Raw genomic sequence first — 25,364 nt, forward strand, 5'->3', positions numbered from 1 at the left:
GTCTAGTGATGATGGCAAAGAGGTCACACCCGTTCCCATACCGAACACGGAAGTTAAGCTCTTTAGCGCCGATGGTAGTTGGGGGCTTCCCCCTGTGAGAGTAGGACGTCGCTAGGCTATATAATAAAATTATTCCGAAGTAGCTCAGTTGGTAGTAGCACCTGACTGTTAATCAGGTTGTCGCAGGTTCGAGTCCTGCCTTCGGAGCCATTCTTGGAGAGTTGTCCGAGTGGCCGAAGGAGCACGATTGGAAATCGTGTAGGCGGTTAACACTGTCTCAAGGGTTCAAATCCCTTACTCTCCGCCAGCACTTTAAGGAATTTTCATTCCAAACGATGGCCCCTTGGTCAAGTGGTTAAGACACCGCCCTTTCACGGCGGTAACACGGGTTCGAATCCCGTAGGGGTCACCATTTAATACCCAGATGGAGGATTAGCTCAGCTGGGAGAGCATCTGCCTTACAAGCAGAGGGTCGGCGGTTCGAGCCCGTCATCCTCCACCATTATTTAAATAAATCACCTTATTATCGCGGGGTGGAGCAGTGGTAGCTCGTCGGGCTCATAACCCGAAGGTCGTTGGTTCAAATCCGGCCCCCGCAACCAAAATGGTCCCGTGGTGTAGCGGTTAACATGCCTGCCTGTCACGCAGGAGATCGCCGGTTCGATCCCGGTCGGGACCGCCATTTTTTTAAAAATATGGGTCAGTAGCTCAGTTGGTAGAGCATTAGATTGAAGCTCTAAGTGTCGGCGGTTCGATTCCGTCCTGACCCACCATATTTTTTTGCCGGTGTAGCTCAGTTGGTAGAGCAACTGACTTGTAATCAGTAGGTCGTGGGTTCGACTCCTATCGCCGGCACCATGTATTCCCGGAGGGGTAGCGAAGTGGCTAAACGCGGCGGACTGTAAATCCGCTCCTTAGGGTTCGGCGGTTCGAATCCGTCCCCCTCCACCAGTTTTTTTATAGGGGCATAGTTTAACGGTAGAATAGAGGTCTCCAAAACCTTTGATGTGGGTTCGATTCCTACTGCCCCTGCCAATTAATTAATTTCATGGCGGTTGTGGCGAAGTGGTTAACGCACCTGATTGTGGTTCAGGCATTCGTGGGTTCGATTCCCATCAGTCGCCCCATTTAATTTAAAATAATAAAATATAATAATATGGCGGTTGTGGCGAAGTGGTTAACGCACCTGATTGTGGTTCAGGCATTCGTGGGTTCGATTCCCATCAGTCGCCCCATTTATATATTTAACTTTTGGGATATAGCCAAGCGGTAAGGCAACGGATTTTGATTCCGTCACGCCCTGGTTCGAATCCAGGTATCCCAGCCATTTATTGCGGAAGTAGTTCAGTGGTAGAACACCACCTTGCCAAGGTGGGGGTCGCGAGTTCGAACCTCGTCTTCCGCTCCAATTATTAAGGCGGCATAGCCAAGTGGTAAGGCACAGGTCTGCAACACCTTTATCACCGGTTCAAATCCGGTTGCCGCCTCCATAATTTATTACTCAATCGGTTTATCCGATTTTTTTTATCTCCATTGTGCCGGTGTGGCGGAATTGGCAGACGCGCACGACTCAAAATCGTGTTCCTTTGGAGTGTCGGTTCGACCCCGACCACCGGTATCATCACGTACATATATGTTACGTTTAGTAAGTTTGAAAAGCTCACAAACCTTGATAGTACAGGGTTTGTGAGCTTTTTTCATTTTTGGGGATACGATAGGAAACGATAACCCTTCTTCCCTTACTATAAGGTACAGATAGGATCAGAGACAATCCGCAATAGCAGAAAGGAATAAATTATTTCCAAGCGGTTTATTTCCTGATAAAATCCATAAAATTCCACCTTCTTCGATTGTATTTTATACGAAAACTTGCTATCTAAAAAACTTCCCCACCCGATTTTAGGATAAAGAACCCATATAATGAGCTTAAAAAAGGGATTGATTTAAAAACGGAACCATTAAGAATCCGTCTGGTAAATGGCGCCAACCATGAAAAAATCATGATATTAACCTATCACCATATTTTATGGGATGGATGTAGTAGTGGAATCCTTATAGATAGCTTTACTAGATTATGTAATGAAATCGAAGTTGATAAAGAGTTACCTTCAAAAATAAAAGTAACACCTTGGCGAGAGTATATTAAATTAGTTAGAAATCGAGACATAGATGGAGAAAAAAATACTGGGCTAATTATCTTGATGGCGTTGAGCCAAATGAAATCTCTCCCCAGTCTACTCACAATAAACATATAGACAATAAAAGCCATAGAGAAACATTTTATATCGAAGATAATGATTATAAAATTCTTAAAAACGCTTGTATACAAAATAAGCATACTTTAGCAGGATGGATTCATAGTGGGTTGTTACCGAAAGAAGGAGTATTCAAAGATAGTATAGAAATAAAAAGCAAAACACAAAGAGGAGAAAGTTTGGCAGAATGTCTCAGCAAGAATTAGCAGAGAGCAACATGTACTTGGATTATGATTAGTCCCAATGCAGAGTATACATGTGGAGAAATCTGGACAAAGCGAAATTGTCGATAAAGCAATTGTAAAATATTGTATAGACCTCCTTGCTAAAAAATAAGAAAAGATTGTTTGAATATAAATAAAAAGGCTAGGTTCTATTATGGTAGCACCTAGCCAATTACTTAAACCCACAGCACCTATGTGTTGCTACATACACTCTACGCATGTTGAGTGTAGACACAAGAGAAAACATTTATATTTTTCATCTGAAAAACCCAGCAAATCATTTTACACAATTTTTACACATTACAACCAGATAACCTTGATATATAAGGCTTTCGGAACCATTCCCTGTCCCGACCACCGTTATCATAGAATGAAAGACTTCAACGATTATGTTGGAGTCTTTTTTGTATTCAAAAATAATAAGGCCTACTCTGCAGCAAAGTGGGTTATATAAATGGAAGACATGTTTTATTTTTATCTAGAGAGTCTTTCATATATACATTAGAACCTTATCATTTTAGCGTAGTAGTATGGTTAAATTATTGTAGGAAAAGACATAATGCCTGATAAGTAGCATTTATGATGAATAGAGAGGGTATAATTATGAACAGACACTTTTTTATTGCAGTTCCACTTCCTTCAGACATTAAAGCAGCTCTTCATGTGAGATGTGAAAAAATGAAAACTGACTTTCATTTTAAACGCTGGGTTCATCAGGAAGATTATCACATCACTTTGGCTTTTTTAGGTCATGCGGATGAAGAGCAATTACAAGCTATAATGAATGAAGTGAGGGGAAATCTTCTGAATGTTTTTCCATTCGAATTAAAAATTCAGGGGTTCAATACTTTTGGGAGAAAAGAGTATCCAAGAATTTTATGGGTCGATTTGCTTGAATCGCAGCAATTAAATGTTGTGCAAGAAATAGTATACCGAGATTGTATTAAGGCTGGATTTGAATTAGATAAGAAGCCCTTTGTCCCCCATATAACTGTTGCAAGAAAGTGGGATGAAGCATGCGGGAAAATTCCGTCAGAGGCATTGATGGAAGATAATTTTCAGCTTCCTAAATTTCTAGTAGAAGAAGTGGTTTTGTACGAATCAAAAATAGAGGAAACCCCGAAATATTATAAAAAAGCTGTCATTCGTTTAGATGGCCAATAGGTCTGTCAAAAGCCTACTACATTACAATAAGCTCGTAAACCTTAAAAAGGGTTTATGAGCTTTTTTGCTGAAACTACTTCATTTTTAATAATTAGTTCATCTTCCGTTCATTTAAGGATTTTATGCTAAGGATGTAAAAAGGAATGGAGGAGTTAACAATGAATCTTGCGTGGAAAGAAATTAAGAAGAATAAAGTAAGATTTTTAATATTAGGTTCAATTGTTTTTTTAGTTAGTTTATTAACATTTATTATTTCTGGTTTGGCGAACGGATTGTCTCAAGATAATGCCGCTCTAATTAAGGATTTACCACAAGGTCAATTTTATATGAATGAGGATGCAGATCAAACTTATAATCTGTCAAAAATAGATAGCGGTACACAAAACGAAATATTGAGCAAAGAAAAAAATGCAGTAGCTTTTTCATTACAAATGGGCTTTTTAAATGATCAGGACGATAAGCAGCAAAGCGTTGCCTTTGTTACATCGACCGATTCAGCGTTATTTGAAAATGTGGAACATGAGGAAGTCATATTAGACAGCTCAATGAAAGATAAAGGAATTAAAGTAGGAGATACATTAACGAATAATCAATTTGATGGCAAGTTTGTAGTAAAGGGATTTGTCGACCAAAAGAAATATAGTCATGCACCTGTTGCCTACATTAATAAAGAGGATTATAAAGAAATTTACCGTGTGGATGAAATGCAGATGATTTTCGTACCAGACGGAGATTCTTCAAAAGAATTTGCTGGATTAGAATCATTTTCAAATAAAGAATTTCTTAACACAATCCCAAGCTATAACGCAGAACAAATGTCTTTAAATATGATTGTTTGGTTTCTAGTAGTCATTAGTGGGATGCTATTCGCCATCTTCTTCTATATGATGAATGTCCAAAAAATCGGCTTATACGGAATTTTAAAGGCGATTGGTTTGAAAACAAGTAAGTTATTTAAAATGATATGGACACAGATGGCCATCATTACAGTTATTTCACTTGTTTTATCTGTAACCTTTAGCCAGGCCTTTAATCTGATAGCGCCAAAAGGAATGCCATTCACTTTAACGATCGCGACAACAACGCAATTATCGATTGTATTCCTAATTATTGGATTTGTAGGCGCTACAATTTCAGCAATCCAAATTAAAAAAATTGAACCATTACAAGCGATACAGCAAGGAGAGGCTTAATATGACTTTATTTAAAATCGATGAAGTTAGAAAAACGTTTACGAATGGCGAGGTAGAGGAGGAAATACTGAAAGGGATAGATCTTTCATTAAAAGAAGGAGAAATAACTGCATTGGTAGGTGCATCTGGCTCCGGTAAAAGTACGCTTTTGACAATTGCCGCAGGACTTCAGCCTGCAACAGATGGATATGTTATATTTGAAGGAAAAAACCTGTCTATTATGAACGCTGAGGAGGTTCGAAAAGTACGAGCAAGTGAATTTGGGTTTGTCTTTCAATTTGCACACCTCGTACCTTTTCTTACTGTTGAAGAACAGCTGCTATTAATGCTAGATGTTTCTGAATCGAAATTAAAGAAGCAGGAACAAAAAAATGAAATCGATCGATTACTAAAATTAGTAGGGATGGATCATCGGAAAAATTCTTATCCTTCTTCATTGTCGGGAGGGGAGAAGCAACGTGTAGCGATTGCCCGTGCGATCATTCATAAACCGAAAGTTCTATTCGCGGATGAACCAACTGCTAGTTTAGATTCACAACGATCAAAAGAGGTTATGTTATTAATTAAGGATTTAACTAAAACGTTAAACATTACAACTTTAATGGTGACCCATGATGAAGAGATGCTTGCTTATACGGATCGTATTATAAAAATGAGCGATGGTGTCATTTTGCAAGATGTTATTTAGATCGAGTAGTAGAAAGCCACAACCACAGCTTTTTGATGGTTGTGGTATTTTTTTGAATCAATGGATGATTTCAGTCTAGGCGCAAATTACGAAATATTTTTAAAAGCCTAGTGTTAAGTTACCAAATCGATAAACGAAGGCAGCATATTGTAGAAGGAAAGGAGGAGGTGATTTGAAATGATGTTTGTTATTGCCTTAATAATTGTATTAGTAGGGTTAATAGCGGGATTCCAATTAAGCGAAGGACGGTCAGAAAAAGGGAGATATATCATTTGGGGTATCATTATAATGATTGCGTTTGCACCATTTTTATCATATTTAATTGGCGTATTGTATGGGGTATTGGTTAGAAATGGTTGGGCAGCATCGATTATGATGGTTTTATTTCCTATAATTTTTATCATAGGTCTTATTAATTTACTCTTAGGTATTTATAAGAAAAATGAAGAAGAGCATAATAAATAGCTACTTGTCTCTTAAAAGGGGTTAATTCGTTCAGTGTTTTTGTTATCTAAATTATAAAGGTAAAAAGCCGCGAGACTCCTAGAATTGTTTTTACGATGTAGTGTAAATGAAAATATAGCGAAGGAGACATATGCCTTCGTGTTCAAAATTCTATTTATTGTACTGATGTGGCTCGTACCTTGCCGGCAGAAAAGCATAGCGGTTTTTTACCATCTGGAAAAAAGCTTTTACGTTAAATACTTATGTCAATCGAGCTTTTCGGCTTACTTTACAGACCATTCTCATTAATGCCCTGTGTAACGAAGGGAAGATCGTAAAGACAACATCCATTGTTTTCCGCATTGGCATAGGACAAATAATAGGCTTATTTTTGTGCACGCCTGCAATAGCAATTTTTGCTAGTTGCTGTGGAGATATCATTTTTTGTTTTTTCATTTGTTTGGACATCGTCGATTTATCGATATTAATAGCTGTTGCTTTATCAAAAATAGGCGTATCAACAAAAGTCGGACAGAGGGTGCTTACCTTGATGCCAAATTCCTCAGCTTCATAGTGTAGTGATGTTGTTAAGCCCACAACTGCGTGCTTCGTAGTTGAGTATGCAGCTGATATAGGGGATGGTCCCAACCCTGCAGCTGATGATGTATTGATGATATGTCCAAAACCTTGTTCCTTCATGATTTGATACCCAACTTGTGTACCATAAACAATGCCCCATAAATTAATACCCACAATGTCTTTCCAATCGTCAATTGTCAATTGTCATATCATAAATTTCACCATACATAGCTATACCAGCATTATTGAACAAATAATCTAATCGTTGAAATTCCTCATATACATTTGAAATGACATGTTCAACATTTTCGAAATCGATTACGTTTAATTCAACAAATCGAGCATTTGAAGTATCTTTATTTAGTTCTGCCTCTAGCAGACGTCCATCATGTTCGTTAATATCTGCAATAATGACAAATACATGTCGACCTACTAACTCTTTGCAGATAGCCTTCCCTATACCTGATACACCGCCTGTAACAATCGCAACCTTTCTCATAATCATCACCTCTCGTATGATTTCCTTAATGGACAGGGTCTTCCTGCAATTGAAGTCGTTTAATGACAGCTGAGTATTCTTCGACGACAAGCTCTGCTCCTTTACTATTTAAATGAATGCCATCCAAAGTTAGATGTAGTCCTCTCTTTTTGGATAATCGATCAATCCGCAAAGGGTCTTTATACAACAGTACATCTTTTATCACTCGCATAACATTGGTGTTCACATATTCCGAACTTGTAACATGTTTTAATTGATGTTCAAAAACCTCTTGTATATTTAAAAAGCTAACATTTTCATATTTAGAAGAAATGGAATGAATAATGGAGGAGAGCTCTTTTAATTCCATATTGGGAGTATTTTTTATTTCCTCTCCTATTAAAGCTGGTGTTACTAAAACTACATGTTTAGATGAGGCTAAAATCATTTCTAAAACACTTGCATAGTAAACTTTAAAATCTTGATGATCTTTTGAAACCGGTTGTGCCTGCACTTTCAAAAGTTTAGTGTAGACATCATTGACACCAATCCAAAGAAAGCTAAGGTCATAAAAAGTAGCTAGCTTCGATTTCTCTAAGCGAGTGTGTAAGCTTTTCACTGTCTCACCTGGTTTACCGAGATTATCAAATTCTATATGTTGATATTTAGCTCTTAATCTTTTAAAAAATGAAACCCCTGGTCGACCTTCTGTTAAGCTGTCTCCGATACATGCAATTTTCATTTATATCCCACCTTTTTTAATTCTCTTAAAAAAATGGTAACTGCCTGATTAAAGAGTGATTCTAGTGCTTTAAGCTCCTGCGTATTTGTCAGTTGACATAAGCCTCCTAGCCATGTGCCTAGTAGAACCGTCCACTCATCAATATTGCCATTAACAAATTCTCCTCGATCCATGCCTTCTTGAAGGATCGCACGATAAGCACCCATCGGTATAACCGCTAAATTGTATAACTGTTCCACTGATTCAGGGCTCGATTTTGGATTGGAAGCTAGTTCTTGCCCGGATCTTAATAAAGGTGTTTGGTAATGATAGAGAACATGCATGGCCATGCCATATAGTTTCTCTGCTGCCGTAAAGTAGATACACTCTTTTTGAAGCCATTTGTTGTGCCAATCTTGCATTGTTTGTTGTGCTAGAAGTACAAAAAGCTTTTCTTTGTTTTCAAAATGGTAATAAATATGTCCCTTGCTGTAGCCTGAAGCGGTTGAAATATCTCCGACTGATGTTTGATTATAGCCCTTTTGAGAAAACAAACTAACCGCATGTTCCATAATTTCAACTTTTGCTTTCTCGCTATCATAACGTCTTTTATTCAATGATTTAACCCCTTCATAAGATTTGAACGGTCGTTCTAATTGTATTATACAATATTTTACTATTAGAAGAATGGGTAATTACCTAAAGCATCAAGTTTTAATAATTGCTACGAACAGAGCCCGCTATAAAAGTTTCTTACCTTTTATGCTAATACATAATTTGGTTGGAAGAAATATTAACCAAACTGTTGAACTATGAATTATGCTTTAAAAATCAGGAGGGGAATAATATGGGGAGAGTAGTTGGGTTTGAATTAAATAGTCAGGAGCCAGAAAAAGCTGCCGCGTTTTATGCCAAGGTTTTTGGTTGGGAAGTAGCTGCACCTAATTGGGAATATAGGGGCGTAACAACTGGAGATGATAATAAATCAGGGATTAACGGCGGTATTGCAAAGGGACCACATGACTATCCTTTTGGAACACGTATTCAAATTGAAGTTGATTCTATCGATGAGGCTATTTCAAAGGCACGCAAAATGGTGCCGCTATTGTACGAGATAAAATGGAATTTGATGAATTTTACCTTGCCTATCTGTTAGACCCAACTGGACTAGGCTTTGGCATGATTCAAAACAAATAATCTGACTGATTAACAAGTCCTTGCAGTGGATTTTTGGGGCTTGTTTGTTAATAAATAAGATTGGAAATAATATCTAAAAAAGTATAGTATGAATAGTAGAGAAAGAGAGGGAAAGACATGAAAAAGATGTTAAAAATAGTATGTGCACTATTATTAGCTGTTTGGTTAATACCGATTGAAAGTGTACATGCAGCGAGCTTCAAAGATGTGTCCAAGGATAATATATTGATAACGGAAATTGATTACTTAGTGGAAAAAGGAATTATTAATGGCTATCCTAATAACCTATTTAAACCAGATACATATGTAACGAGAGCGCAAGTAGCTGTCATGTTAACACGTGCTTTAGGATTGCAAACGACGAATGTCAAAGATCCAAAGTATCAGGATGTACCTTCTACACATCCCTATTATAAAGAAATTGCGGCAATGCAAAATGCTGGGATTTTCGATGCGGCACAGAAATTTAATCCGAATGCAACTCTTTCAAGAGGGGATATGGCGATTGTGCTGCAAAGAGCATTTAAAATAAAGGGATCTGAGACAAGCTATTTTACAGATGTTTCAGAGAAGGCAAGGGGCTATAAGGAAATCTCGATAATTTATAGTAATAATATAACAAGAGGATATGATGATGGTTCATTTAAGCCAAATGTACCTTTAACGCGAGCTCATTTTTCAGCATTTTTAGCTCGTGCATTAACGTTATCGAATCCGAATCTATTAAAAGATACGGCGTATGACTATACGTATGCGCATTATTCGTTGGAAGACAAAAAACAGTATACATTAAAATATCAGTATAGTCATCATGAGGGTAATGATGTTTGGGCCGTAACAGATTTGAATTCTAATAAGATATTTAATGATGAGCTTTTATTTAGTGGCGAGTTTTATGGTCAAGCAAATGGCAGAAGTTCACATATGCATTACGATTTTGCTTTCAGTTTACCACTTAGAATTGGTGTGATCGCACATGAAAATGATGACGGGGTAATTTCAGGAATCCGAATTACTGTTAAAGCAACAGATGGCACTGTCCAAGCAGGTGGTGTCAATTATAATAATGTAATTGTTCTAGAAGAAAAGTCCATATACAGTGATGGAGTTTCAACATATTACTTTGTCGAAGGTATCGGTTTAGTTAAAGAGCTTTACAATGATGTTGTTGTTTATGAGTTACTCGATCGTACAGCCAATTAAATGTTAGCTACATGGAAAGCAAGTCTCCTATGAATGAGGAGGCTGCTTTTTGTCATGAAGCATCTAATCTAATGTAATATGAAAAAAACGATGAAGTGCTTGTCGCCAATCCTTTTCGTTATGAGTTGAATAGGTCGTTAGGGATTGTCCCTCGTAGATTCGGAATTCATTGTTAAGCATTGTATGACGTCCGCGAGGGGTACGAATCATAGCAATTTTATTTTTTTGTTTAGAAAGTCTTGGCGCAAACTTTGCATCGTTAGCGTCATCGAAAAAACTATATAGTAAACGCCAACCCTGTTTTGTTTGTTCGTATAGCATCCAGCCGTTCACTTCATCTCGTTCAATTTTATAAAGTTCATTACCTTCACGGTGTTGATGCCCAGCTATTAGTGGCACTGGCTTACAAGGGGCTACTGCACCTACCCCAACATCTGAAATATATGAATGCCCAGCAAAGTGGACAAGCAATAGCTGGTGCATAGGTACATCCTCAACAGGAGTATCATCTTCAACGTTGCGCCAAAACTGAGCATAGCGATTGGTTACAGAAAAGCCAAGCTCGCGAAGAAGCCAACTAAATAAAATATTTAGTTCAAAGCAATTTCCTCCACGATGTTGAATAATAATTTTTTGAAAAAGGTCAGGGATAGCGAAGGAGATGCCATATTTCAAGGCAACATCTAGGTTCTCATAAGGAATTATATGTAGATGTCTTGTTTGGAGCTGACCAAGTAGCTTAATGGAAGGCTCTAAAGATCCTTGAAATTGAATAAGCTTCAAATATTGCTGTATTTGTGAATTCATAATATCGCCTCACTCCTTATTAAATAACATAACCGAAATAGCTAAAGAATACACGTGATTATTAGTAAGAAAATAATAGAAAAATAGGTAAATAACTTGTAAAATTAAAATATTAGCTACTATAAGAATAATATTCACTATTAGTCTAGTTAATAATAATGATTGTAAGGTAGGTATACGAATGACAAGCGAAATTAAATGCGAAATGAAATGGATAGAAGTAAATTCATACGATGAAATGAGCGAAGTAGCAGCGGATATTTTCACTAAACAATTACAAACAAAGCCAGCAAGTATTTTAGGATTAGCAACTGGTGGTTCTCCAGTAGGGATGTATAAGGAATTAGTGAGACGCCAACAAGCTGGAAATATTTCTTTTAACGACGTGATCACTTTTAACCTAGACGAATATGTAGGTCTCGACCAATCAAGTCCCGCAAGTTATTGGACATTTATGCATGAGAACTTATTCAATCATGTAGATATTAAGGAAGAAAATATACATTTACCAAATGGCAAGGCAGAAAATTTAGATGCGGAGTGTGTCGCTTATGATGCTCGAATCAAGGAAGCGGGAGGCATTGACCTTCAGCTATTAGGCATCGGCGTTAACGGACATATTGGCTTTAACGAACCGGGCACATCTTTCGAATCACTGACTAATATCGTAGAGTTAACAGAATCTACACGCACAGAAAATGCCATCTATTTTGAAGACTCTAAGGATGTACCGACGCATGCTATTACAATGGGTATTCAATCTATTATGAATGCCAAGGAAATCGTCCTAATTGCATTTGGTGAGAAAAAACTAGAGGCTATGGAAAAATTAAAAAGTGGAATCATCACTGAAGATTTCCCAGCAAGTCAATTATTAAACCATCCGAATGTAACGGTTATTTACGGCGGAACAAAATAGAAATTAAGCGTTAAGCGTAGACTTTATTTTATTTGAAGTCTGCGCTTATTTTTTTGAATTCGAAGGGACGGGGATAGGAATCAGAGCGACGGATAGAATTGACAAAGTGACGAAAGAAAGGCGAGAGCGACGGAAAAAAGAGCCGAAGTGACGGAAAGAAAGGCGAGAGTGACGGAAAGAAGAGCCGAAGTGACGGATAGAAATCAGAGTGGCGGATAGAATGGGCAAAGCGACGGATAGAAAGGCGGGAGCGACGGAAAGAAGAGCCGAAGTGACGGATAGAAGTCAGAGCGACGGATAGAATTGGCGAAGCGACGGAAAGAAAGGCGAGAGTGACGGAAAGAAGGGCCGAAGTGACGGAAAGAAATTAGAGCGACGGATAGAATTGGCAAAGCGACGGAAAGAAATGCGAGAGCGACGGATAGAACAATCAAAGTCGTGGATAGAACAGCCAGAGTCGTGGATAGAACAATCAAAATCGTGGATAGAACAGCCAAAATCGTGGATAGCCCCGCCAAAGTCGTGGTATTCACCCGGACATTTAGATGTTATAGGCATTAGCTTCGCCATTAATCAATGCTACAATATTATCTATATGCTAGAATGAGAAAAACAATAGGAGGGGTTAGGGTGAAAAGCACCGTACCACATTTAGAAAAGGGCGATACAGTTGGTCTTGTGGCTTTATCAAGTCAAGTAAAGCCCGAAAAGCTAGGAGATGCAATAGCCTTTCTTGAAGAGTTAGGTCTTAACTATGTAATTGGGGATACGATTCAGGCAAAGCATGATTATCTTGCAGGTAATGATGAGGAGCGTCTGGCTGACTTTCATGAGATGGTGAGAAATCCAGAGGTGAAGGCAATTTTTTGTGTTAAGGGGGGCTATGGCTCTGCACGAATTGCGGAAAAGATTGACTACGGACTACTAGAGGAAAATCCGAAAATCTTCTGGGGCTTCTCTGATCTTACATATTTACATTGTGCGATTAATGAATATGCTAATTTAGTGACGTTTCATGGACCGCTCCTTATGTCAGTAGATAGAATAGATGATTTATCAAAGAAAATGTTTTTACAGTTATTTTCACCGATGGAGTTACAGTATACGGAGGATATTGCGCCGTTAACAACGATTGCACCTGGTGTTGCTCGTGGCCAGATTATTGGTGGCAATTTACGTCGTCTTGTTAACACATTAGGTACTAAATTTGAAGTGCGCACGGAAGGTCGCATTTTATTGATCGAGGAGCTTGGAGAAACTATTCCAAGAATCGATGAGATGTTGCAGCAATTAAAACAGGCGAGAAAGCTTGAACAGTTAGCAGGTGTTATGATAGGTTCCTTCACGCAAACGGAAGCGGATGAAGCGGCACTAATGACTTTAATGAAGGACTATTTTGCGGATTTAGACGTTCCGGTTGTAGCAGGCTTTAAAATTGGTCATGATTCAACGAATATTGCTATTCCATTAGGGGTAGATGCTATTTTAGATGCACAGGAAAAGGTACTGAAAATTTTGCCTGGTGTGCATTAAAAGAACGCTCAGCACTTTATAGTGTGCTGAGCGTTTTTATTGTGAGGTTATTTTATTAATAAGGCTCTGCGTCATGACCTTTATCTACAGCCTTTTTAGGCGCTTTATCACCATCAATATTGCCAAGTGGCTTTGATGAAGAAGAATCATTCTGAGCTTTTTGCAACCCTTCTTTTAACAAGCGACCATACTCCTCGTCGGCTTCCTCCGCTAATGCGATCATCGCCTCTTGAATGGCACTATTGCAGACTGCTAAATCACGAATTAAGTTTTCAAGCAATTCGTCTCGCTCCCATTGCTCAAAATTGCGATACGTTTCTCCAGCTTGCTTTGTATTACTTTGACGATCAATAGATTCCCTAACGAGATTACCTTCCACATGTGGTGTATGTTCCTTAGCAGTTTGGGTAGCTTCCTTTAAACCATTTAACATTGAAGGCTCATAGTTAATATGAGGATTTTGCCCTGGAGCTAAATCACGCTTATACATCATTTGACCACCATTTTGATTGGTTGCTACTCGTTTTTTAGGAGCATTGATAGGAAGTTGTAAATAGTTTGCACCTACGCGATGACGCTGTGTATCAGAATAAGAGAAGGTACGACCTTGTAACATTTTATCATCTGAGAAATCCAATCCGTCCACAAGCACACCTGTACCGAATGTAGCCTGTTCAACCTCAGCAAAATAATCTTCTGGATTTTTATTTAACACCATTTTACCAACTGGATACCATGGGAACTGATCATAAGGCCAAAGCTTCGTATCATCTAATGGATCAAAATCAAGCTCTGGATGCGAACCATCCTCCATAATTTGGACGTTAAGCTCCCATTCAGGGTAATCATCTTTTTCAATTGCATCGTATAAATCCTGCGTGGCATGATTAAAGTTTTTCTTTTGGATTTCTTCCGCTTCTTTTTGTGTTAAGTTTTTAATGCCCTGTAAAGGTTCCCAATGATATTTTACAAGGACTGCTTTACCTTCGCAATTGACCCATTTATACGTATTGACACCAGAGCCTTGCATCATTCGATAATTAGCTGGAATACCCCATGGTGAATAAATGAATGTCACCATATGAAAAGATTCTGGTGAGCTTGCACAGAAATCAAAAAAGCGTTCAACGTCTTGGATATTTGTAATAGGATCAGGCTTAAAGGCGTGAATCATATCCGGGAATTTCATAGCATCGCGGATAAAGAAGATTTTTAAATTATTGCCGACTAAATCCCAGTTACCATCCTCAGTATAAAATTTTACAGCAAAGCCTCGTGGATCTCGTAATGTTTCTGGTGAATGGCCACCATGAATAACGGTTGAGAAACGCACAAAAACAGGCGTCTGCTTGCCCTTTTCCTGAAATACTTTAGCTCTTGTATAGTTAGAAATAGGCTTATCCCCGACTACTCCGTATGTTTCAAAATAGCCATGCGCCCCAGCACCTCGAGCATGAACAACACGCTCAGGAACTCTTTCGCGGTCAAAGTGACTTATTTTCTCTATAAAATCATAGTTTTCAAGGGTTGCAGGTCCTCGATTACTGACAGTTCGTATATTTTGATTGTTAGTAATAGGATGCCCCTGTCGATTTGTCAAGGTCATGTCATGCTCGTCTGTTGAATCATGTTGTTTTGTCATTGTATAACCCCTTTCATTTGATATAGCCATTGTGTCCATATTAGTGAACAAATAGACATGAAAAAACTCTCCTGCACACGAGATGAGTGAGAGTCAACGAAAGTGAATTATCAAAATATAATTAAAAATTTAAAAATGTTGATTTTGACTTTGTTGATATTCATTGCGAATTTAAAAAGCCCTCCCACACACAAGGTGTAAGAGAGCTATTGGATGGCGTTTTCGAATGATTTATTAAGTTCACAGGTATGGCCATTGCATATAGTTGGTTATTAGTCATTGGTCATACAGTAACAGGTAACTTGTCATTGGTTTCGTTTATGTTAGCTCCAAAAAGCTAGTTTTGAAAACAGCACATCCAATTTGATATGAAGTCTTATCGACTCCATAACCTATTGTATACATTTCCTTATGATATGAAAAGCTCTAATTCATCGGACGTACTGTAAGTCATTACTAATAAATTACATACTCTAATAACGAGCAAAGATTCATATTTGTTACAAATTTTCGAAAGGCTCACAGTGACATGCTGAGGATAAATGTCAATATTATTTTATATTTGAATTGTTTATTCCTGTACACATACTCGTCCTAATCTTTACTAGTTTAAATCTTGATATACAAGTGTTTATTGCTTTTTACTGGGGTTGAGAAGCCATAAAAATTCGGTTTGTCAATTGTAATTGCTTCGGTGCAATTAAGCTTTTAAACATAGTTTTAATATCCCGCAAAACCTTAATTTCTCCAAAATGTCGAAAAATGTCGAATGATAATCATGGTAATATACATCCAGTTTTGTAAGAATTATAATAAGAGGATATTAAATAGAAATTTAAGTATTTTTTTCACTATAATTCTATTTCATTGAATCTAGTAAAGTATATTTTTATTGATATGCATTCGGAGGGAAAAAGGTAATGAAGAAAGCTTTATTATTACTTCTAGCAGTTATGCTAGTTGGATGTTCCGGAGAGGGAACAGAGAAGAAAAAAGAGGTAGATGTAAAAAAAGAAGATGTTGTAGAGAAAGAACCAGCTGAGGAAAAGAAAGTCGTTCCAGTAAAATTTGAAGAGGTCGATCCTGAATCAAAGGCTGCGGTAGAAAAGCTTGTTAAAAAATACAATGTCAAAGTTGATGTATTTAAACAGGATCCAGAAGATCCAATCGTAATAGATGAGATTTCAGAACCAATTACTAGTGAACTGAATAAAGAAGAGAATAATACATTCTCACAAATCTTATTGGAAACTGATTTTAAACAATATAAGGGTCATTATAAAGTAGAAGCTAAATATAACAATGATAAAAAAATAATTGGATATGGGGTTTCTATGGAAGGAGTGCCAGAAAACGAAGTAAATGAAGAGGGAGATGAATGGGGAGAAGGAATTTCCTCCGCTATATCAATGGCTGCTATATTAGGAGTGAATGTAGATAAACTTATTGATGAATTAGATAAAGCTGGAAATGAGAATAAAGGTACTCATACTTATACTGATCCTAATACTAATCATAATGTAACTTTCCTTATTGCTGATATGGATTTAGGAAAAATTGGAATTAATTTTGATTTAACAAAGTAGAAAAAAAGCATCCAAAAGCTGTACTCCAATTGTTAAACCCAATTGGAGGTGCAGTTCAAGAAGGATGCTTTTTTTATTGCAGTATTTTACGATTTGATTAGAAATAACGAGAATCATCAAAGTTGATTTCAACACTATAATTCTTTGCATTAATAAGATTCGATAATTTATGGGCATCTTTTTCTAGTGTAATAGCACGTTCACGATAATCATCTGGCTCATACATAGCAATTTCATAAAGCATTGTAGTTTCACCATAGCCCGTGCGTACACTTTCTTTTTCATGCATACTAAACTCCTTGCAAAGCTCGACATCTGCACGGAGTTGTGTAGCGAGTTCAATGGCTTCAACTAATGCTAGTTTTTCACCTTTAAAGTCTACTGAGTTTTTTATATTTGCTTCATATACTAAACGATCCAATGTACGAACATCGAGACGTACTTGAGCCAATTCAGCTTCAATTACTGTCATTGCGCGATTACTTGTTTTAGGTGCTTGTCCTTTTTCAACAGTTACAAAAGCGCTACGTTCTAATTCGCCAATAAGCTCCTGTACTTTTTTTGCTAAAATACTCTTGAGCTTAACGGCTTCTGCAAGATTAATCATGAAAACACGTCCTTTTATAGTGTTGTAGATGGTGCTGCGTTTGTTAATAGGGCCATTTTATAATCGCCACCATGAACTTGGTTAAACATCTTACCAGCAGATGCAAGAAGCTCTTTCGCATTTTCCACTGATAATGATGGGCGAAGATAGAAAATATGTAGAGACTCGGTCGTTTCCTCTGAAACAGACGTACGTTTAGAATCGACAAATGGTGATCCAAATGCTCCTTCAACATCACAGCTAAAAAGGATATTTTTTAATGCATTAAAACGACCATTTAAACCTTCATAGCCAGTATCCTCGTTGCCAAGTGCGATTTCTATATTCCCTTTTAGTTTAGCCATATCATATAAACCTACTGGAATCTCATATTGGAGGGAGAAGAAATTATTTAAATCAACACCTGAGTGAAGTGGTGTTAAATAATTTTGTTTACTAATTCGGCGCATTAAGCTTTCTGCTGAGTGACGATAGCGGTTCGGATCTGCGCCAAGCTTTTTCCATAGTTGTCGCCATTCTGCGATACCCTCACGTTGCGTTACAGGACGATCTTGCATTTCTAAAAAGAGATTTTCTTGATACAATTGCATGCGACCTTTAATCATTTGAGGAGATTCAGAAACGACAATTTTGGTATAATGAATAATGCCGATTTTTAGCTCGGGATGTTGTGTCAATAGAGATTGATTAATTGTAATTTCCATAAAACATCACCTACTTTATCTATTTCTATTATTGTATCATGTAAGGAGTTGGAAATGAAATGAACATACATGACCTACAACGTGAATTTGTGGCGTATGCAATGTCCATTGGTGTAGACAAAATTGGCTTTACAACAGCAGCTCCATTTACAGAATTAAAAAATAGACTGCGCCGTCAGCAAGAACTTGGCTATCAGTCTGGCTTTGAAGAAAGCGATGTTGAAAAACGTACCGAACCCCTACAATTGTTAGAGGGAGCAGAGAGCATTGTGGCGATCGCTGTAGCCTATCCGTCGCGCATGCAAAATGCACCTGTTGGCAAGAAGAGAGCAAGACGCGGGATTTTTTGCCGTGCTTCCTGGGGTGTCGATTATCATACAGCATTACGTGAGCGATTGAAATTATTATCAGCCTGGCTTGAGGAGCGTATAGAAGGTGTACGTATTGAATCGATGGTTGATACGGGGGCACTTGTGGATAGGGCAGTTGCAGAACGTGCTGGGATAGGCTGGAGCGGAAAAAACTGCTCGATTATTACACCTGAGTTTGGTTCTTATGTATATTTAGGAGAGCTTATTACGAATATCCCTTTTGCGCCTGATAAGCCTATGGAGGATGAATGTGGGGATTGCCGTTTATGTTTAGATGTTTGTCCAACTGGCGCTTTAATCGAGGGGGGACAACTAGACTCACAACGTTGTATAGCCTTTTTAACGCAAACTAAGGGAATGCTACCTGATGAGTTTCGTACCCATATTGGTAATCGTTTGTATGGCTGCGATACATGCCAGACTGTATGCCCAAAGAATAAAGGCAAGATTAATTGGATACATGAGGAATTTAAGCCTGATCCAGAGCTTGCAAAGCCATTACTTGTTCCACTTTTAACGATTTCAAATCGTGACTTTAAAGAAAAGTTTGGACATGTTTCTGGTTCGTGGCGGGGGAAAAAGCCGATTCAACGCAATGCTATTTTGGCACTTGCGCACTTTAAAGAAGAAGCTGCAGTACCAGATTTAGTAGCACTTCTTGAAAAAGATGAACGACCTGTTATTCGAGGAACAGCAGCATGGGCTTTAGGTAAGATAGGCGGGGTGCAGGCCCAATCTGCATTACTTGAGGCAAAAGCAAAAGAACGAGACGAGGAAGTACTCGTTGAAATTTATAAAGGTTTACAATTTTTTAGTTAAGGAAGTGTATCGTTATGCCATTGCATATCGTTTTATATCAACCAGAAATTCCAGCGAATACAGGGAATATTGCACGCACATGTGCTGGAACAAATACCTCATTACATTTAATTCGTCCTCTTGGATTTTCCACGGACGATAAAATGCTAAAACGTGCTGGCTTAGATTACTGGCATAGTGTAAATGTCGTTTACCACGATTCGCTAGAGGACTTTTTAGAGGCATCCAAAAATGGCGACGTTTATTTAATTGAGACATATAGTGAAGAACCCTTCACGACACATGATTTTAGTGATAAAGATCGTGATATTTACTTTATGTTTGGAAAAGAAACGACTGGCCTGCCAAAGGAATTTGCCTATGAGCGTCGCGATATGTGCTTACGTATTCCTCAGAGTGAGCATGTTCGTTCGCTCAATCTATCGAATACAGCAGCCATTGTTATTTATGAAGCGTTACGTCAACAAGGTTATCCAGGATTACATTAAAAAAAGCAGTTCTCTCATAGAGGAGAACTGCTTTTTTCGTAAAAATGAATCCAAAAGTGCCGGAAACATCACTTTTAAAATTTTAATAAAACAACGATACCTGATGGGTCCTCTGTTTGGAATCCACCATCTATATCGGTAACAGGTGCACCAATTGCACGAAGATTTTCTTTCATTGTTGCTGCTTGCTCTTCATTATCTAGACGCAGTGAAAATGTTTGTAAGCCAACTTGATTTTCACCAAGCTTTGGTGCATTTTCAGAGTGCCAAGTGTTTAAACCGATATGATGGTGATAGCGGCCAGTTGAGATGAATAAAGCTTGTGCGCCATAGCGAGTGACAATCTCAAATCCTAATCCTTTTGTGTAAAATTCCTCTGCGGCAGCTAAATTAGATACTGATAGATGAATATGCCCCATAACCGTATCAGCTGGAAGGCCACCCCATCTACCATCGCCTTCCTCTAATATAGAATGGATTTTAAGAGGTTCAGTCACCATATGCACTTGGTCAAAATGCCAAGTCCATTCATTTTCAGGACGATCCGCATAAACCTCAATCCCATTATTATCAGGATCATTTAAATAAAGTGCTTCACTGACATCATGGTCAGATGCTCCGAAGTACACACCATTGTTATGGAAATGAGTAATGATATTTGCTAAATCACGACGAGTAGGCAATAAAATTGCAAAATGATAAAGTCCAGTTGTTAAGCTCGTTTTTTCTTCTATTGTTTCAGGTTGGACGATTGTCAGTAAAGTTGTTTTACCATCAGCTGTTAGAGTTGTTCTATTTGATTCTTGATGTAAAACTTTAAAACCAATTACCTCCTGATAATAAGTTAATGAACGTTGTAAATCACTCACTTTAATTTCAACATTTGTGACATATGTGTTAGGTTTTTCATGAAAATGCATAGCCAATTACCTCCAAATAAAAGTTATTATTAATCATCAACTTACTTTATGTAAGTAAGTTTATTTTATAAAGTGATTAAAGTCAAGTAATTATATTGTTCCAGTAAATAAGAAAGGTAACCGAAGCAGCTATAGCGTCCTAATGAAAGCATCCAGTCGGAGGTGGAAATCAACCCAACGTTATGGTGGTGGGTCATGCAAGCAGATTTTCATGGTAAATTTTTACACTATTAGAATTTTGAGATGTCATTTTTTAATGAATGTCATATGAATAAGTTGATCTTCGTTACGACTGGGCGACTCCTCGGGGATCAGAAATAGAGGAACGGAGGCTAAAAGCATCACATCCTGTGATAACGCCTCCGTGACCAACATCGTGTTGGCCCGAGACCCTGGAGCGAGCAAGAAGGGGAACGAAGGCTAAGAGCATCACGTCCTGTGATAACGCCTTCGTGACCAACATCCTGTTGCCCCAAGCGGCTCATCGGACGCCCCCAGGAAGCTCTGCTCTGTGCGAAAGCGAAGCGACAGCAACAAAGCGCCCAGTCGGAACGGAAATCAACTCCTCGCTTTGCCGAAGAGTCAAACCTTTTTACAATAGGGCACCTTATACCTTATACCTTATACCTTTTGCCGTAATAGTTTAAAAAAAACAAAAAAATCACTAAGCACATACTTACGCTTAGTGATTTTCTCGAGGTATTATTTGTCTGATCTGTAGTCGCCTTCGTAACCAGCAGTGAAAATAGCAGTTAAAAACGCTACTGTTACACCAATAATTAATATTAAACTCATGGAAGAACCCTCCTCATGTTTATAAAGACATCTCTTTTTAGTATAGCCTATCTATTATAAAAATGAAACGACGTAGCGGAATAAAATATGTCAGAAATGGTTCAGAAATAACTATTTAGGGAAAACTATAAGAGAGGTGATGATAGTGGAAAAAAAGGTTCCAAATATCGAAAACGGTACAATGGCTAGAAATTTTAAAGATTTACAGGATTTGGGGAAGCAGATGGAGCATTTACGTGATGGTCAAGAGCTTATAGAAGACGATCGAATTCCAGACCCTATCCAAGTGGATGATTATGAAGAGAAGGCAGAAGAACAATAAGTAATTCCCCCGTAAACTTTCCTGATGTTTCTTAAAACCAATTTTTTGTATAATGGAACTAGGAAAAGAAAGGGGTTGTTATTCTTGAATTTACAATCAACAAAAACATTAACAAACGGTGTGGAAATGCCTCGCTTTGGCTTAGGTGTTTATAAAATGACAGAGCGTGATGAGACTTTGCAGGCTATTGATAAAGCTCTTAAATATGGTTACCGAGCTATAGATACTGCTTCGCTTTATGGTAATGAGGCTGAGGTGGGTGAAGCTATTCGTCATTCAGGCGTTAAACGTGAGGATATTTTTGTGACGACAAAGGTTTGGAATAATGACCAAGGTTATGATGAAACATTACGAGCTTTTGAAGGATCTTTGAAAAAGTTAAATATGGACTATTTAGATTTATATTTAACGCATTGGGCAGTTCCTGAAACATTTGAAGAGACGTATAGAGCAATTGAGCGTTTATATGATGAAAAACTAATTCGTGCAACAGGGGTCTCAAATCACCATGAGCACCATTTACAAAAGCTATTAGCTAAAGCAAATATTGCACCAATGGTCAATCAAGTAGAGGTGCATCCATATTTACAGCAAGATCCATTAAGAGCATATTGTAGCGAGCATGGAATTGCTGTTACAGCATGGTCTCCATTAGGTCGCGGTGGTGTGCTTGATAATCCAATGATTATTGAAATTGGTCACGAAATAGGGAAGACAGCTGCTCAAGTAGTGCTGCGCTGGCATTTACAAAATGATACACTTATTATTCCAAAGTCTGTGACACCAAGCCGTATTGAGGAAAACGCACAGATTTTTGATTTTGAATTACCACTAGCACAAATGGATAAAATAGCTACAGTAAATCGCAATGAACGATTTGGGCAAGACCCAGATAACTTTAAATTTAATTTTTAACTACTTTTCAGCGGGTGTCCAAACAACCGCTGAAATAGAGGAACTTAGTTGTTGATAAGTCCTGTGGCAACGACTTCACTTTTTCACAAAAAACATCTGCTGAAGTTTCATATTAATAGATTAAAGTGACATCTCAGAAAATATACGTTTTGTGAAGTGGTTGATTGGAGTGGAGGTTGGGCGACTCCTTGGGGCTCATCGGACGCCCCCAGGAAGCTCTGCTCTGTGCGAAAGCGAAGCGACAGCTACAAAGCGCCAGACGGAACGGAAATCAACCTTTCGTTTTGCCGAAGAGCCATACTTACAATAGTTTTTAAACATGAAATCCCGCTCTCTACATAGAGAAGCGGGATTTTAAAAATTATTCTTTAGATTCTTTTACAAAAGGAACGTAGTTAGAAAGCATTTTTGCCATATGTGCACGTGTAGCGTTGTTACCAGGCATAAATTTGCCGTTTGCGCCGCTAACAATCTTTAAGTCTTTCAGAAGTGCGATAGCATCTTGTGTTTCAGCGTCGTATTTAGAAATATCACTGAAATCAGCTTTTAAACCTGTTTTTGCGTCATGTTGTAGGTTATACGCACGAGCGAACATTAAAGCAAGTTGAGCACGAGTTACTTTTGCATTAGGATTGAATTTACTACCATTCACACCTTTTACAATTCCAGCTTCAGCAAGTGCTATAATTTCTTTTTGTGTTTCAGCATTTACATTAGCAATATCCGAGAATGGTGCTTGACCTTTAGCTTCAAGCTTTAAGGCACGTGCGATAAATGATGCAGCTTGAGCACGTGTTAAGTTTGCGTTTGGTGAATAAATTGTTGCAGAAGTACCGTTTGTTAAATCACGGTAATAAAGGTCGCGAACATAGCCTTCTGTTTCTGATCCTTTTACGATATCTGTAAATGGAATTGATGCAATAATACGACCTTCTACTTTTGCATCAACTTTTTTCAGTGTATTTAAGTGTTCGATAAACATTTCATAGTCAATTGTACCAGGTTCACTTACACGGCCGTCTTCATAAACTTTTTTCAGTGTATCATAGCCGTCTCCACCTTTAGCAGTGAACGTATTTGTTGCAGCTTTATAATAGGCTGCTTTATCTAATTCTTTACCATTTAATTTAATAGATTTAACACGTTTACCAGCAGGTGCTTTTCCATCAAATTCTACTTGTAAACCAGAGAAGTGTAAGAAGCCACCAAATTCTTTAGGGAACTCTTTCACACTATGTTCAACAATTTCATAGATTTCAGAACCTTTTAATTTTACGATGCCAAGTGCATTACCGAATGGCATGACTGTCATAACTTCGCCAACAGTGATATCTCCTGCATCAATGCTTGCGCGGATACCACCACCATTTTGGAATGCAAATTGTACTTCAGGGTCAATTTTTTTAGCACCAGCAAGCATACCATCAGTAATTAAGTTACCAAGGTTTGTTTCTCCAGCACGAACACCCCAAAGATTACGACCGCCATTTAGTGGTGAAACAGCTGTATTACCTGTTGATTGATTTAATATTTTTGAAATTTTCTCTTTATATGGAGCTAAAAGTGCTGTAGCTTCAGGATCGGCTTCTACGGGCTTTTCTTTATCATTTAAAGCATGTAATTGACCGAAGTAGTCAACAACGGCGCCATTATCGTTGAATGTTAAATCTAATTCACCTAAATTTTCGCTATATTGACCTGTTTGAACGATAATTGTAGGGTTCTTAAATGGTGTTTCAGCTTTCACAGGCTTGTCTAATTTAGTATGTGTATGACCACCTACGATTACATCAATGCCTTCTACAGATTTCGCTAGTAATTGATCATTATCCCAATCTGCGGAGTCATCGAAGCCTATGTGTGTTAATGCGATAATTTTGTTAACGCCTTGTTTTTCAAATTCTGCTACTGCTTTTTTCGCAGAGTCGATATAGTTAGCAAACTGAACGTTAGCAACGCTTGAAATCGAAGGTGTTTCTTCTGTTGTTAAACTGAAAATACCTACTTTTTCTCCGGCGATTTCTTTAATAATACCGTCATAAATTTTACCGTTTTCAAAGTCTTTAGTGACTGTTTTGAATTGTAAGCCGTCGAATAAAGAATCCTTTGAAAAGTCAAGGTTACTTCCTAATAATGGAAAATCTGTACCCTTAACGAATTTAGCAAGTGCAGCATGTCCTTCTGGGCTTGATCCTAAATCGAACTCATGGTTACCAAAAGTCATGGCATCATAACCCATTAAGTTCATTAACTTCATATCAGCTTCTCCAGCAAATTCGTTAAAGTATAAAGTACCAGAGAAAACGTCACCAGCATCTAAAAGAAGTGAATTTTTATTTGCAGCACGAAGTTCTTTTACTTTTGTTGCACGCTTTGGAGCATCCTCAACGTGTGCATGCGTGTCATTTGAGTGTAAAACTGTTAATTTGAAACCATCTTTCGTAGCTGTTGGTGCTGTTTCTGTTGCATGTGCGGCAAAACCGGGTGTAGCTAGTAAACTCGCAACTAGAGTTGTTGCTGCAATACTTTTAACCCATTTCATCAATAATTTCCCCCTTATATTAGTCAGATGACTGATATTTCACTCTAATTCTATCATGAAAGAAATCCATCGTCATTACCAATAATGGAAATGTATATTAAATTTGCTGTAAAAAATAGATGAAAGAAATGTAAAATGATATATTTATACTTTTAAAGAATAATAAGTAAAAACTTATTTCCATAACGGAAATCAACTTATATAAAAAAGGAATAAAAAAACTGCACCTCCAATTGTTAGTTGGAAGC

The 25,364-nt window shown here is 37.9% G+C and carries 24 protein-coding genes, 16 tRNA genes, 1 rRNA gene and 1 pseudogene; 32 read left to right on the plus strand and 10 right to left on the minus strand.

The window, feature by feature from the left end; translation table 11 throughout:
- The first annotated feature begins 1 nt into the window (after window position 1).
- The 22 genes from rrf to B1B04_RS20885 all read left to right on the plus strand — a co-directional run bounded on the left by rrf (window position 2) and on the right by B1B04_RS20885 (window position 5,989).
- Window positions 2-117, plus strand: a 5S ribosomal RNA gene (gene rrf / locus B1B04_RS20780).
- Window positions 118-133: 16 nt separating this feature from the next.
- Window positions 134-210: transfer RNA gene (locus B1B04_RS20785), tRNA-Asn, on the plus strand.
- A 5-nt stretch (window positions 211-215) separates the two neighbouring features.
- Window positions 216-307: transfer RNA gene (locus tag B1B04_RS20790), tRNA-Ser, on the plus strand.
- Window positions 308-337: 30 nt separating this feature from the next.
- Window positions 338-412 (plus strand) — tRNA-Glu (locus B1B04_RS20795).
- A gap of 14 nt (window positions 413-426) precedes the next feature.
- A tRNA-Val gene (locus tag B1B04_RS20800) sits at window positions 427-502 on the plus strand.
- 25 nt (window positions 503-527) lie between these two features.
- Window positions 528-602: transfer RNA gene (locus B1B04_RS20805), tRNA-Met, on the plus strand.
- A 4-nt stretch (window positions 603-606) separates the two neighbouring features.
- Window positions 607-682: transfer RNA gene (locus tag B1B04_RS20810), tRNA-Asp, on the plus strand.
- Window positions 683-697: 15 nt separating this feature from the next.
- Window positions 698-773: transfer RNA gene (locus B1B04_RS20815), tRNA-Phe, on the plus strand.
- A gap of 9 nt (window positions 774-782) precedes the next feature.
- Window positions 783-858, plus strand: a tRNA-Thr gene (locus B1B04_RS20820).
- A gap of 9 nt (window positions 859-867) precedes the next feature.
- A tRNA-Tyr gene (locus B1B04_RS20825) sits at window positions 868-951 on the plus strand.
- Window positions 952-961: 10 nt separating this feature from the next.
- Window positions 962-1,035 (plus strand) — tRNA-Trp (locus tag B1B04_RS20830).
- 16 nt (window positions 1,036-1,051) lie between these two features.
- A tRNA-His gene (locus B1B04_RS20835) sits at window positions 1,052-1,127 on the plus strand.
- Window positions 1,128-1,159: 32 nt separating this feature from the next.
- Window positions 1,160-1,235: transfer RNA gene (locus B1B04_RS20840), tRNA-His, on the plus strand.
- 17 nt (window positions 1,236-1,252) lie between these two features.
- Window positions 1,253-1,327, plus strand: a tRNA-Gln gene (locus B1B04_RS20845).
- A gap of 6 nt (window positions 1,328-1,333) precedes the next feature.
- Window positions 1,334-1,408, plus strand: a tRNA-Gly gene (locus tag B1B04_RS20850).
- 8 nt (window positions 1,409-1,416) lie between these two features.
- Window positions 1,417-1,490 (plus strand) — tRNA-Cys (locus B1B04_RS20855).
- Between the two features lie 47 nt (window positions 1,491-1,537).
- A tRNA-Leu gene (locus tag B1B04_RS20860) sits at window positions 1,538-1,618 on the plus strand.
- A gap of 286 nt (window positions 1,619-1,904) precedes the next feature.
- Window positions 1,905-2,255, plus strand: coding sequence for a condensation domain-containing protein (locus tag B1B04_RS26760; RefSeq protein ID WP_079563277.1), 351 nt, complete (start codon window positions 1,905-1,907; stop codon window positions 2,253-2,255).
- An 827-nt stretch (window positions 2,256-3,082) separates the two neighbouring features.
- Entirely contained in the window at window positions 3,083-3,643 is a 561-nt protein-coding gene (thpR, locus tag B1B04_RS20870) for an RNA 2',3'-cyclic phosphodiesterase (RefSeq protein ID WP_094075117.1), read from the plus strand.
- Between the two features lie 158 nt (window positions 3,644-3,801).
- Window positions 3,802-4,836: an ABC transporter permease gene (locus B1B04_RS20875; RefSeq protein ID WP_079563279.1), complete on the plus strand. Its 1,035-nt coding sequence runs from the start codon at window positions 3,802-3,804 to the stop codon at window positions 4,834-4,836.
- A 1-nt stretch (window position 4,837) separates the two neighbouring features.
- Window positions 4,838-5,524 (plus strand): ABC transporter ATP-binding protein, encoded by a 687-nt coding sequence (locus tag B1B04_RS20880; protein ID WP_079563280.1) that lies wholly within the window; start codon window positions 4,838-4,840, stop codon window positions 5,522-5,524.
- A gap of 177 nt (window positions 5,525-5,701) precedes the next feature.
- Entirely contained in the window at window positions 5,702-5,989 is a 288-nt protein-coding gene (locus B1B04_RS20885; RefSeq protein ID WP_079563281.1) for a hypothetical protein, read from the plus strand.
- 240 nt (window positions 5,990-6,229) lie between these two features.
- Here the strand turns inward: B1B04_RS20885 and B1B04_RS26590 are convergent, their stop codons facing one another.
- The 4 genes from B1B04_RS26590 to B1B04_RS20900 are packed head-to-tail and all read right to left on the minus strand — an operon-like array spanning window position 6,230 to window position 8,363.
- Window positions 6,230-6,721 carry an SDR family NAD(P)-dependent oxidoreductase gene (locus tag B1B04_RS26590; RefSeq protein WP_346427006.1) on the minus strand — a complete coding sequence of 164 codons (492 nt, stop codon included), beginning with the start codon at window positions 6,719-6,721 and terminating at the stop codon, window positions 6,230-6,232.
- Between the two features lie 16 nt (window positions 6,722-6,737).
- Window positions 6,738-7,046, minus strand: a complete 309-nt coding sequence (locus B1B04_RS26595) for an SDR family NAD(P)-dependent oxidoreductase (RefSeq protein WP_346427007.1) — start codon at window positions 7,044-7,046, stop codon at window positions 6,738-6,740.
- Between the two features lie 25 nt (window positions 7,047-7,071).
- Window positions 7,072-7,767, minus strand: a complete 696-nt coding sequence (locus tag B1B04_RS20895; RefSeq protein WP_079563282.1) for an SGNH/GDSL hydrolase family protein — start codon at window positions 7,765-7,767, stop codon at window positions 7,072-7,074.
- Window positions 7,764-8,363 carry a TetR/AcrR family transcriptional regulator gene (locus tag B1B04_RS20900; protein WP_079563283.1) on the minus strand — a complete coding sequence of 200 codons (600 nt, stop codon included), beginning with the start codon at window positions 8,361-8,363 and terminating at the stop codon, window positions 7,764-7,766. The genes B1B04_RS20895 and B1B04_RS20900 overlap by 4 nt, the downstream gene beginning before the upstream one ends.
- 230 nt (window positions 8,364-8,593) lie before the next feature.
- On the opposite strand from B1B04_RS20900, the pseudogene B1B04_RS20905 reads away from it, so the two are divergent.
- Both B1B04_RS20905 and B1B04_RS20910 read left to right on the plus strand, forming a co-directional pair.
- Window positions 8,594-8,943, plus strand: a pseudogene (locus B1B04_RS20905) (VOC family protein).
- A 117-nt stretch (window positions 8,944-9,060) separates the two neighbouring features.
- Window positions 9,061-10,146: an S-layer homology domain-containing protein gene (locus B1B04_RS20910; protein ID WP_079563284.1), complete on the plus strand. Its 1,086-nt coding sequence runs from the start codon at window positions 9,061-9,063 to the stop codon at window positions 10,144-10,146.
- 63 nt (window positions 10,147-10,209) lie between these two features.
- Here B1B04_RS20910 and B1B04_RS20915 read toward each other — a convergent pair whose 3' ends face one another.
- Window positions 10,210-10,953 (minus strand): arylamine N-acetyltransferase family protein, encoded by a 744-nt coding sequence (locus tag B1B04_RS20915; protein WP_079563285.1) that lies wholly within the window; start codon window positions 10,951-10,953, stop codon window positions 10,210-10,212.
- A 205-nt stretch (window positions 10,954-11,158) separates the two neighbouring features.
- Between B1B04_RS20915 and nagB the strand changes: the two genes are divergently transcribed.
- From nagB to B1B04_RS20930, 3 genes are all read left to right on the plus strand, one after another.
- Window positions 11,159-11,872 (plus strand): glucosamine-6-phosphate deaminase, encoded by a 714-nt coding sequence (gene nagB / locus B1B04_RS20920; RefSeq protein ID WP_079563345.1) that lies wholly within the window; start codon window positions 11,159-11,161, stop codon window positions 11,870-11,872.
- Between the two features lie 385 nt (window positions 11,873-12,257).
- Window positions 12,258-12,479: a hypothetical protein gene (locus B1B04_RS20925; protein ID WP_139376997.1), complete on the plus strand. Its 222-nt coding sequence runs from the start codon at window positions 12,258-12,260 to the stop codon at window positions 12,477-12,479.
- Window positions 12,480-12,502: 23 nt separating this feature from the next.
- Window positions 12,503-13,405, plus strand: a complete 903-nt coding sequence (locus B1B04_RS20930) for a S66 peptidase family protein (RefSeq protein ID WP_079563287.1) — start codon at window positions 12,503-12,505, stop codon at window positions 13,403-13,405.
- A gap of 55 nt (window positions 13,406-13,460) precedes the next feature.
- Here the strand turns inward: B1B04_RS20930 and B1B04_RS20935 are convergent, their stop codons facing one another.
- Entirely contained in the window at window positions 13,461-15,047 is a 1,587-nt protein-coding gene (locus B1B04_RS20935; protein WP_079563288.1) for a catalase, read from the minus strand.
- A 920-nt stretch (window positions 15,048-15,967) separates the two neighbouring features.
- On the opposite strand from B1B04_RS20935, the gene B1B04_RS20940 reads away from it, so the two are divergent.
- Window positions 15,968-16,633, plus strand: a complete 666-nt coding sequence (locus tag B1B04_RS20940; protein ID WP_079563289.1) for a hypothetical protein — start codon at window positions 15,968-15,970, stop codon at window positions 16,631-16,633.
- Window positions 16,634-16,730: 97 nt separating this feature from the next.
- Here the strand turns inward: B1B04_RS20940 and B1B04_RS20945 are convergent, their stop codons facing one another.
- Both B1B04_RS20945 and B1B04_RS20950 read right to left on the minus strand, forming a co-directional pair.
- Window positions 16,731-17,240, minus strand: coding sequence for a hypothetical protein (locus B1B04_RS20945; RefSeq protein ID WP_079563290.1), 510 nt, complete (start codon window positions 17,238-17,240; stop codon window positions 16,731-16,733).
- Window positions 17,241-17,254: 14 nt separating this feature from the next.
- On the minus strand, window positions 17,255-17,944 hold the full coding sequence (locus B1B04_RS20950) for a B3/B4 domain-containing protein (RefSeq protein WP_079563291.1): 690 nt from the start codon (window positions 17,942-17,944) through the stop codon (window positions 17,255-17,257).
- Window positions 17,945-18,003: 59 nt separating this feature from the next.
- Here B1B04_RS20950 and queG point away from each other — a divergent pair, with 59 nt between their 5' ends.
- Window positions 18,004-19,134, plus strand: coding sequence for a tRNA epoxyqueuosine(34) reductase QueG (gene queG / locus B1B04_RS20955; protein ID WP_079563292.1), 1,131 nt, complete (start codon window positions 18,004-18,006; stop codon window positions 19,132-19,134).
- Between the two features lie 14 nt (window positions 19,135-19,148).
- A complete protein-coding gene (gene trmL, locus B1B04_RS20960) occupies window positions 19,149-19,622 on the plus strand; it encodes a tRNA (uridine(34)/cytosine(34)/5-carboxymethylaminomethyluridine(34)-2'-O)-methyltransferase TrmL (protein ID WP_079563293.1) in 474 nt (157 codons plus the stop codon).
- 74 nt (window positions 19,623-19,696) lie between these two features.
- On the opposite strand, the gene B1B04_RS20965 is transcribed toward trmL, so the two are convergent.
- On the minus strand, window positions 19,697-20,542 hold the full coding sequence (locus B1B04_RS20965; RefSeq protein WP_079563294.1) for a VOC family protein: 846 nt from the start codon (window positions 20,540-20,542) through the stop codon (window positions 19,697-19,699).
- Window positions 20,543-21,482: 940 nt separating this feature from the next.
- Here B1B04_RS20965 and B1B04_RS25815 point away from each other — a divergent pair.
- Complete coding sequence (locus B1B04_RS25815) at window positions 21,483-21,659, plus strand: hypothetical protein (RefSeq protein WP_170939047.1); 177 nt, start codon at window positions 21,483-21,485, stop codon at window positions 21,657-21,659.
- 84 nt (window positions 21,660-21,743) lie between these two features.
- A complete protein-coding gene (locus tag B1B04_RS20970) occupies window positions 21,744-22,574 on the plus strand; it encodes an aldo/keto reductase (RefSeq protein ID WP_079563295.1) in 831 nt (276 codons plus the stop codon).
- Window positions 22,575-22,935: 361 nt separating this feature from the next.
- On the opposite strand, the gene B1B04_RS20975 is transcribed toward B1B04_RS20970, so the two are convergent.
- A complete protein-coding gene (locus B1B04_RS20975) occupies window positions 22,936-25,116 on the minus strand; it encodes a 5'-nucleotidase C-terminal domain-containing protein (RefSeq protein WP_094075118.1) in 2,181 nt (726 codons plus the stop codon).
- Window positions 25,117-25,364 lie beyond the last annotated feature (248 nt).

Origin of the sequence: Lysinibacillus sp. KCTC 33748, from assembly GCF_002237755.1 — a bacterium.
Classification (GTDB): domain Bacteria; phylum Bacillota; class Bacilli; order Bacillales_A; family Planococcaceae; genus Lysinibacillus.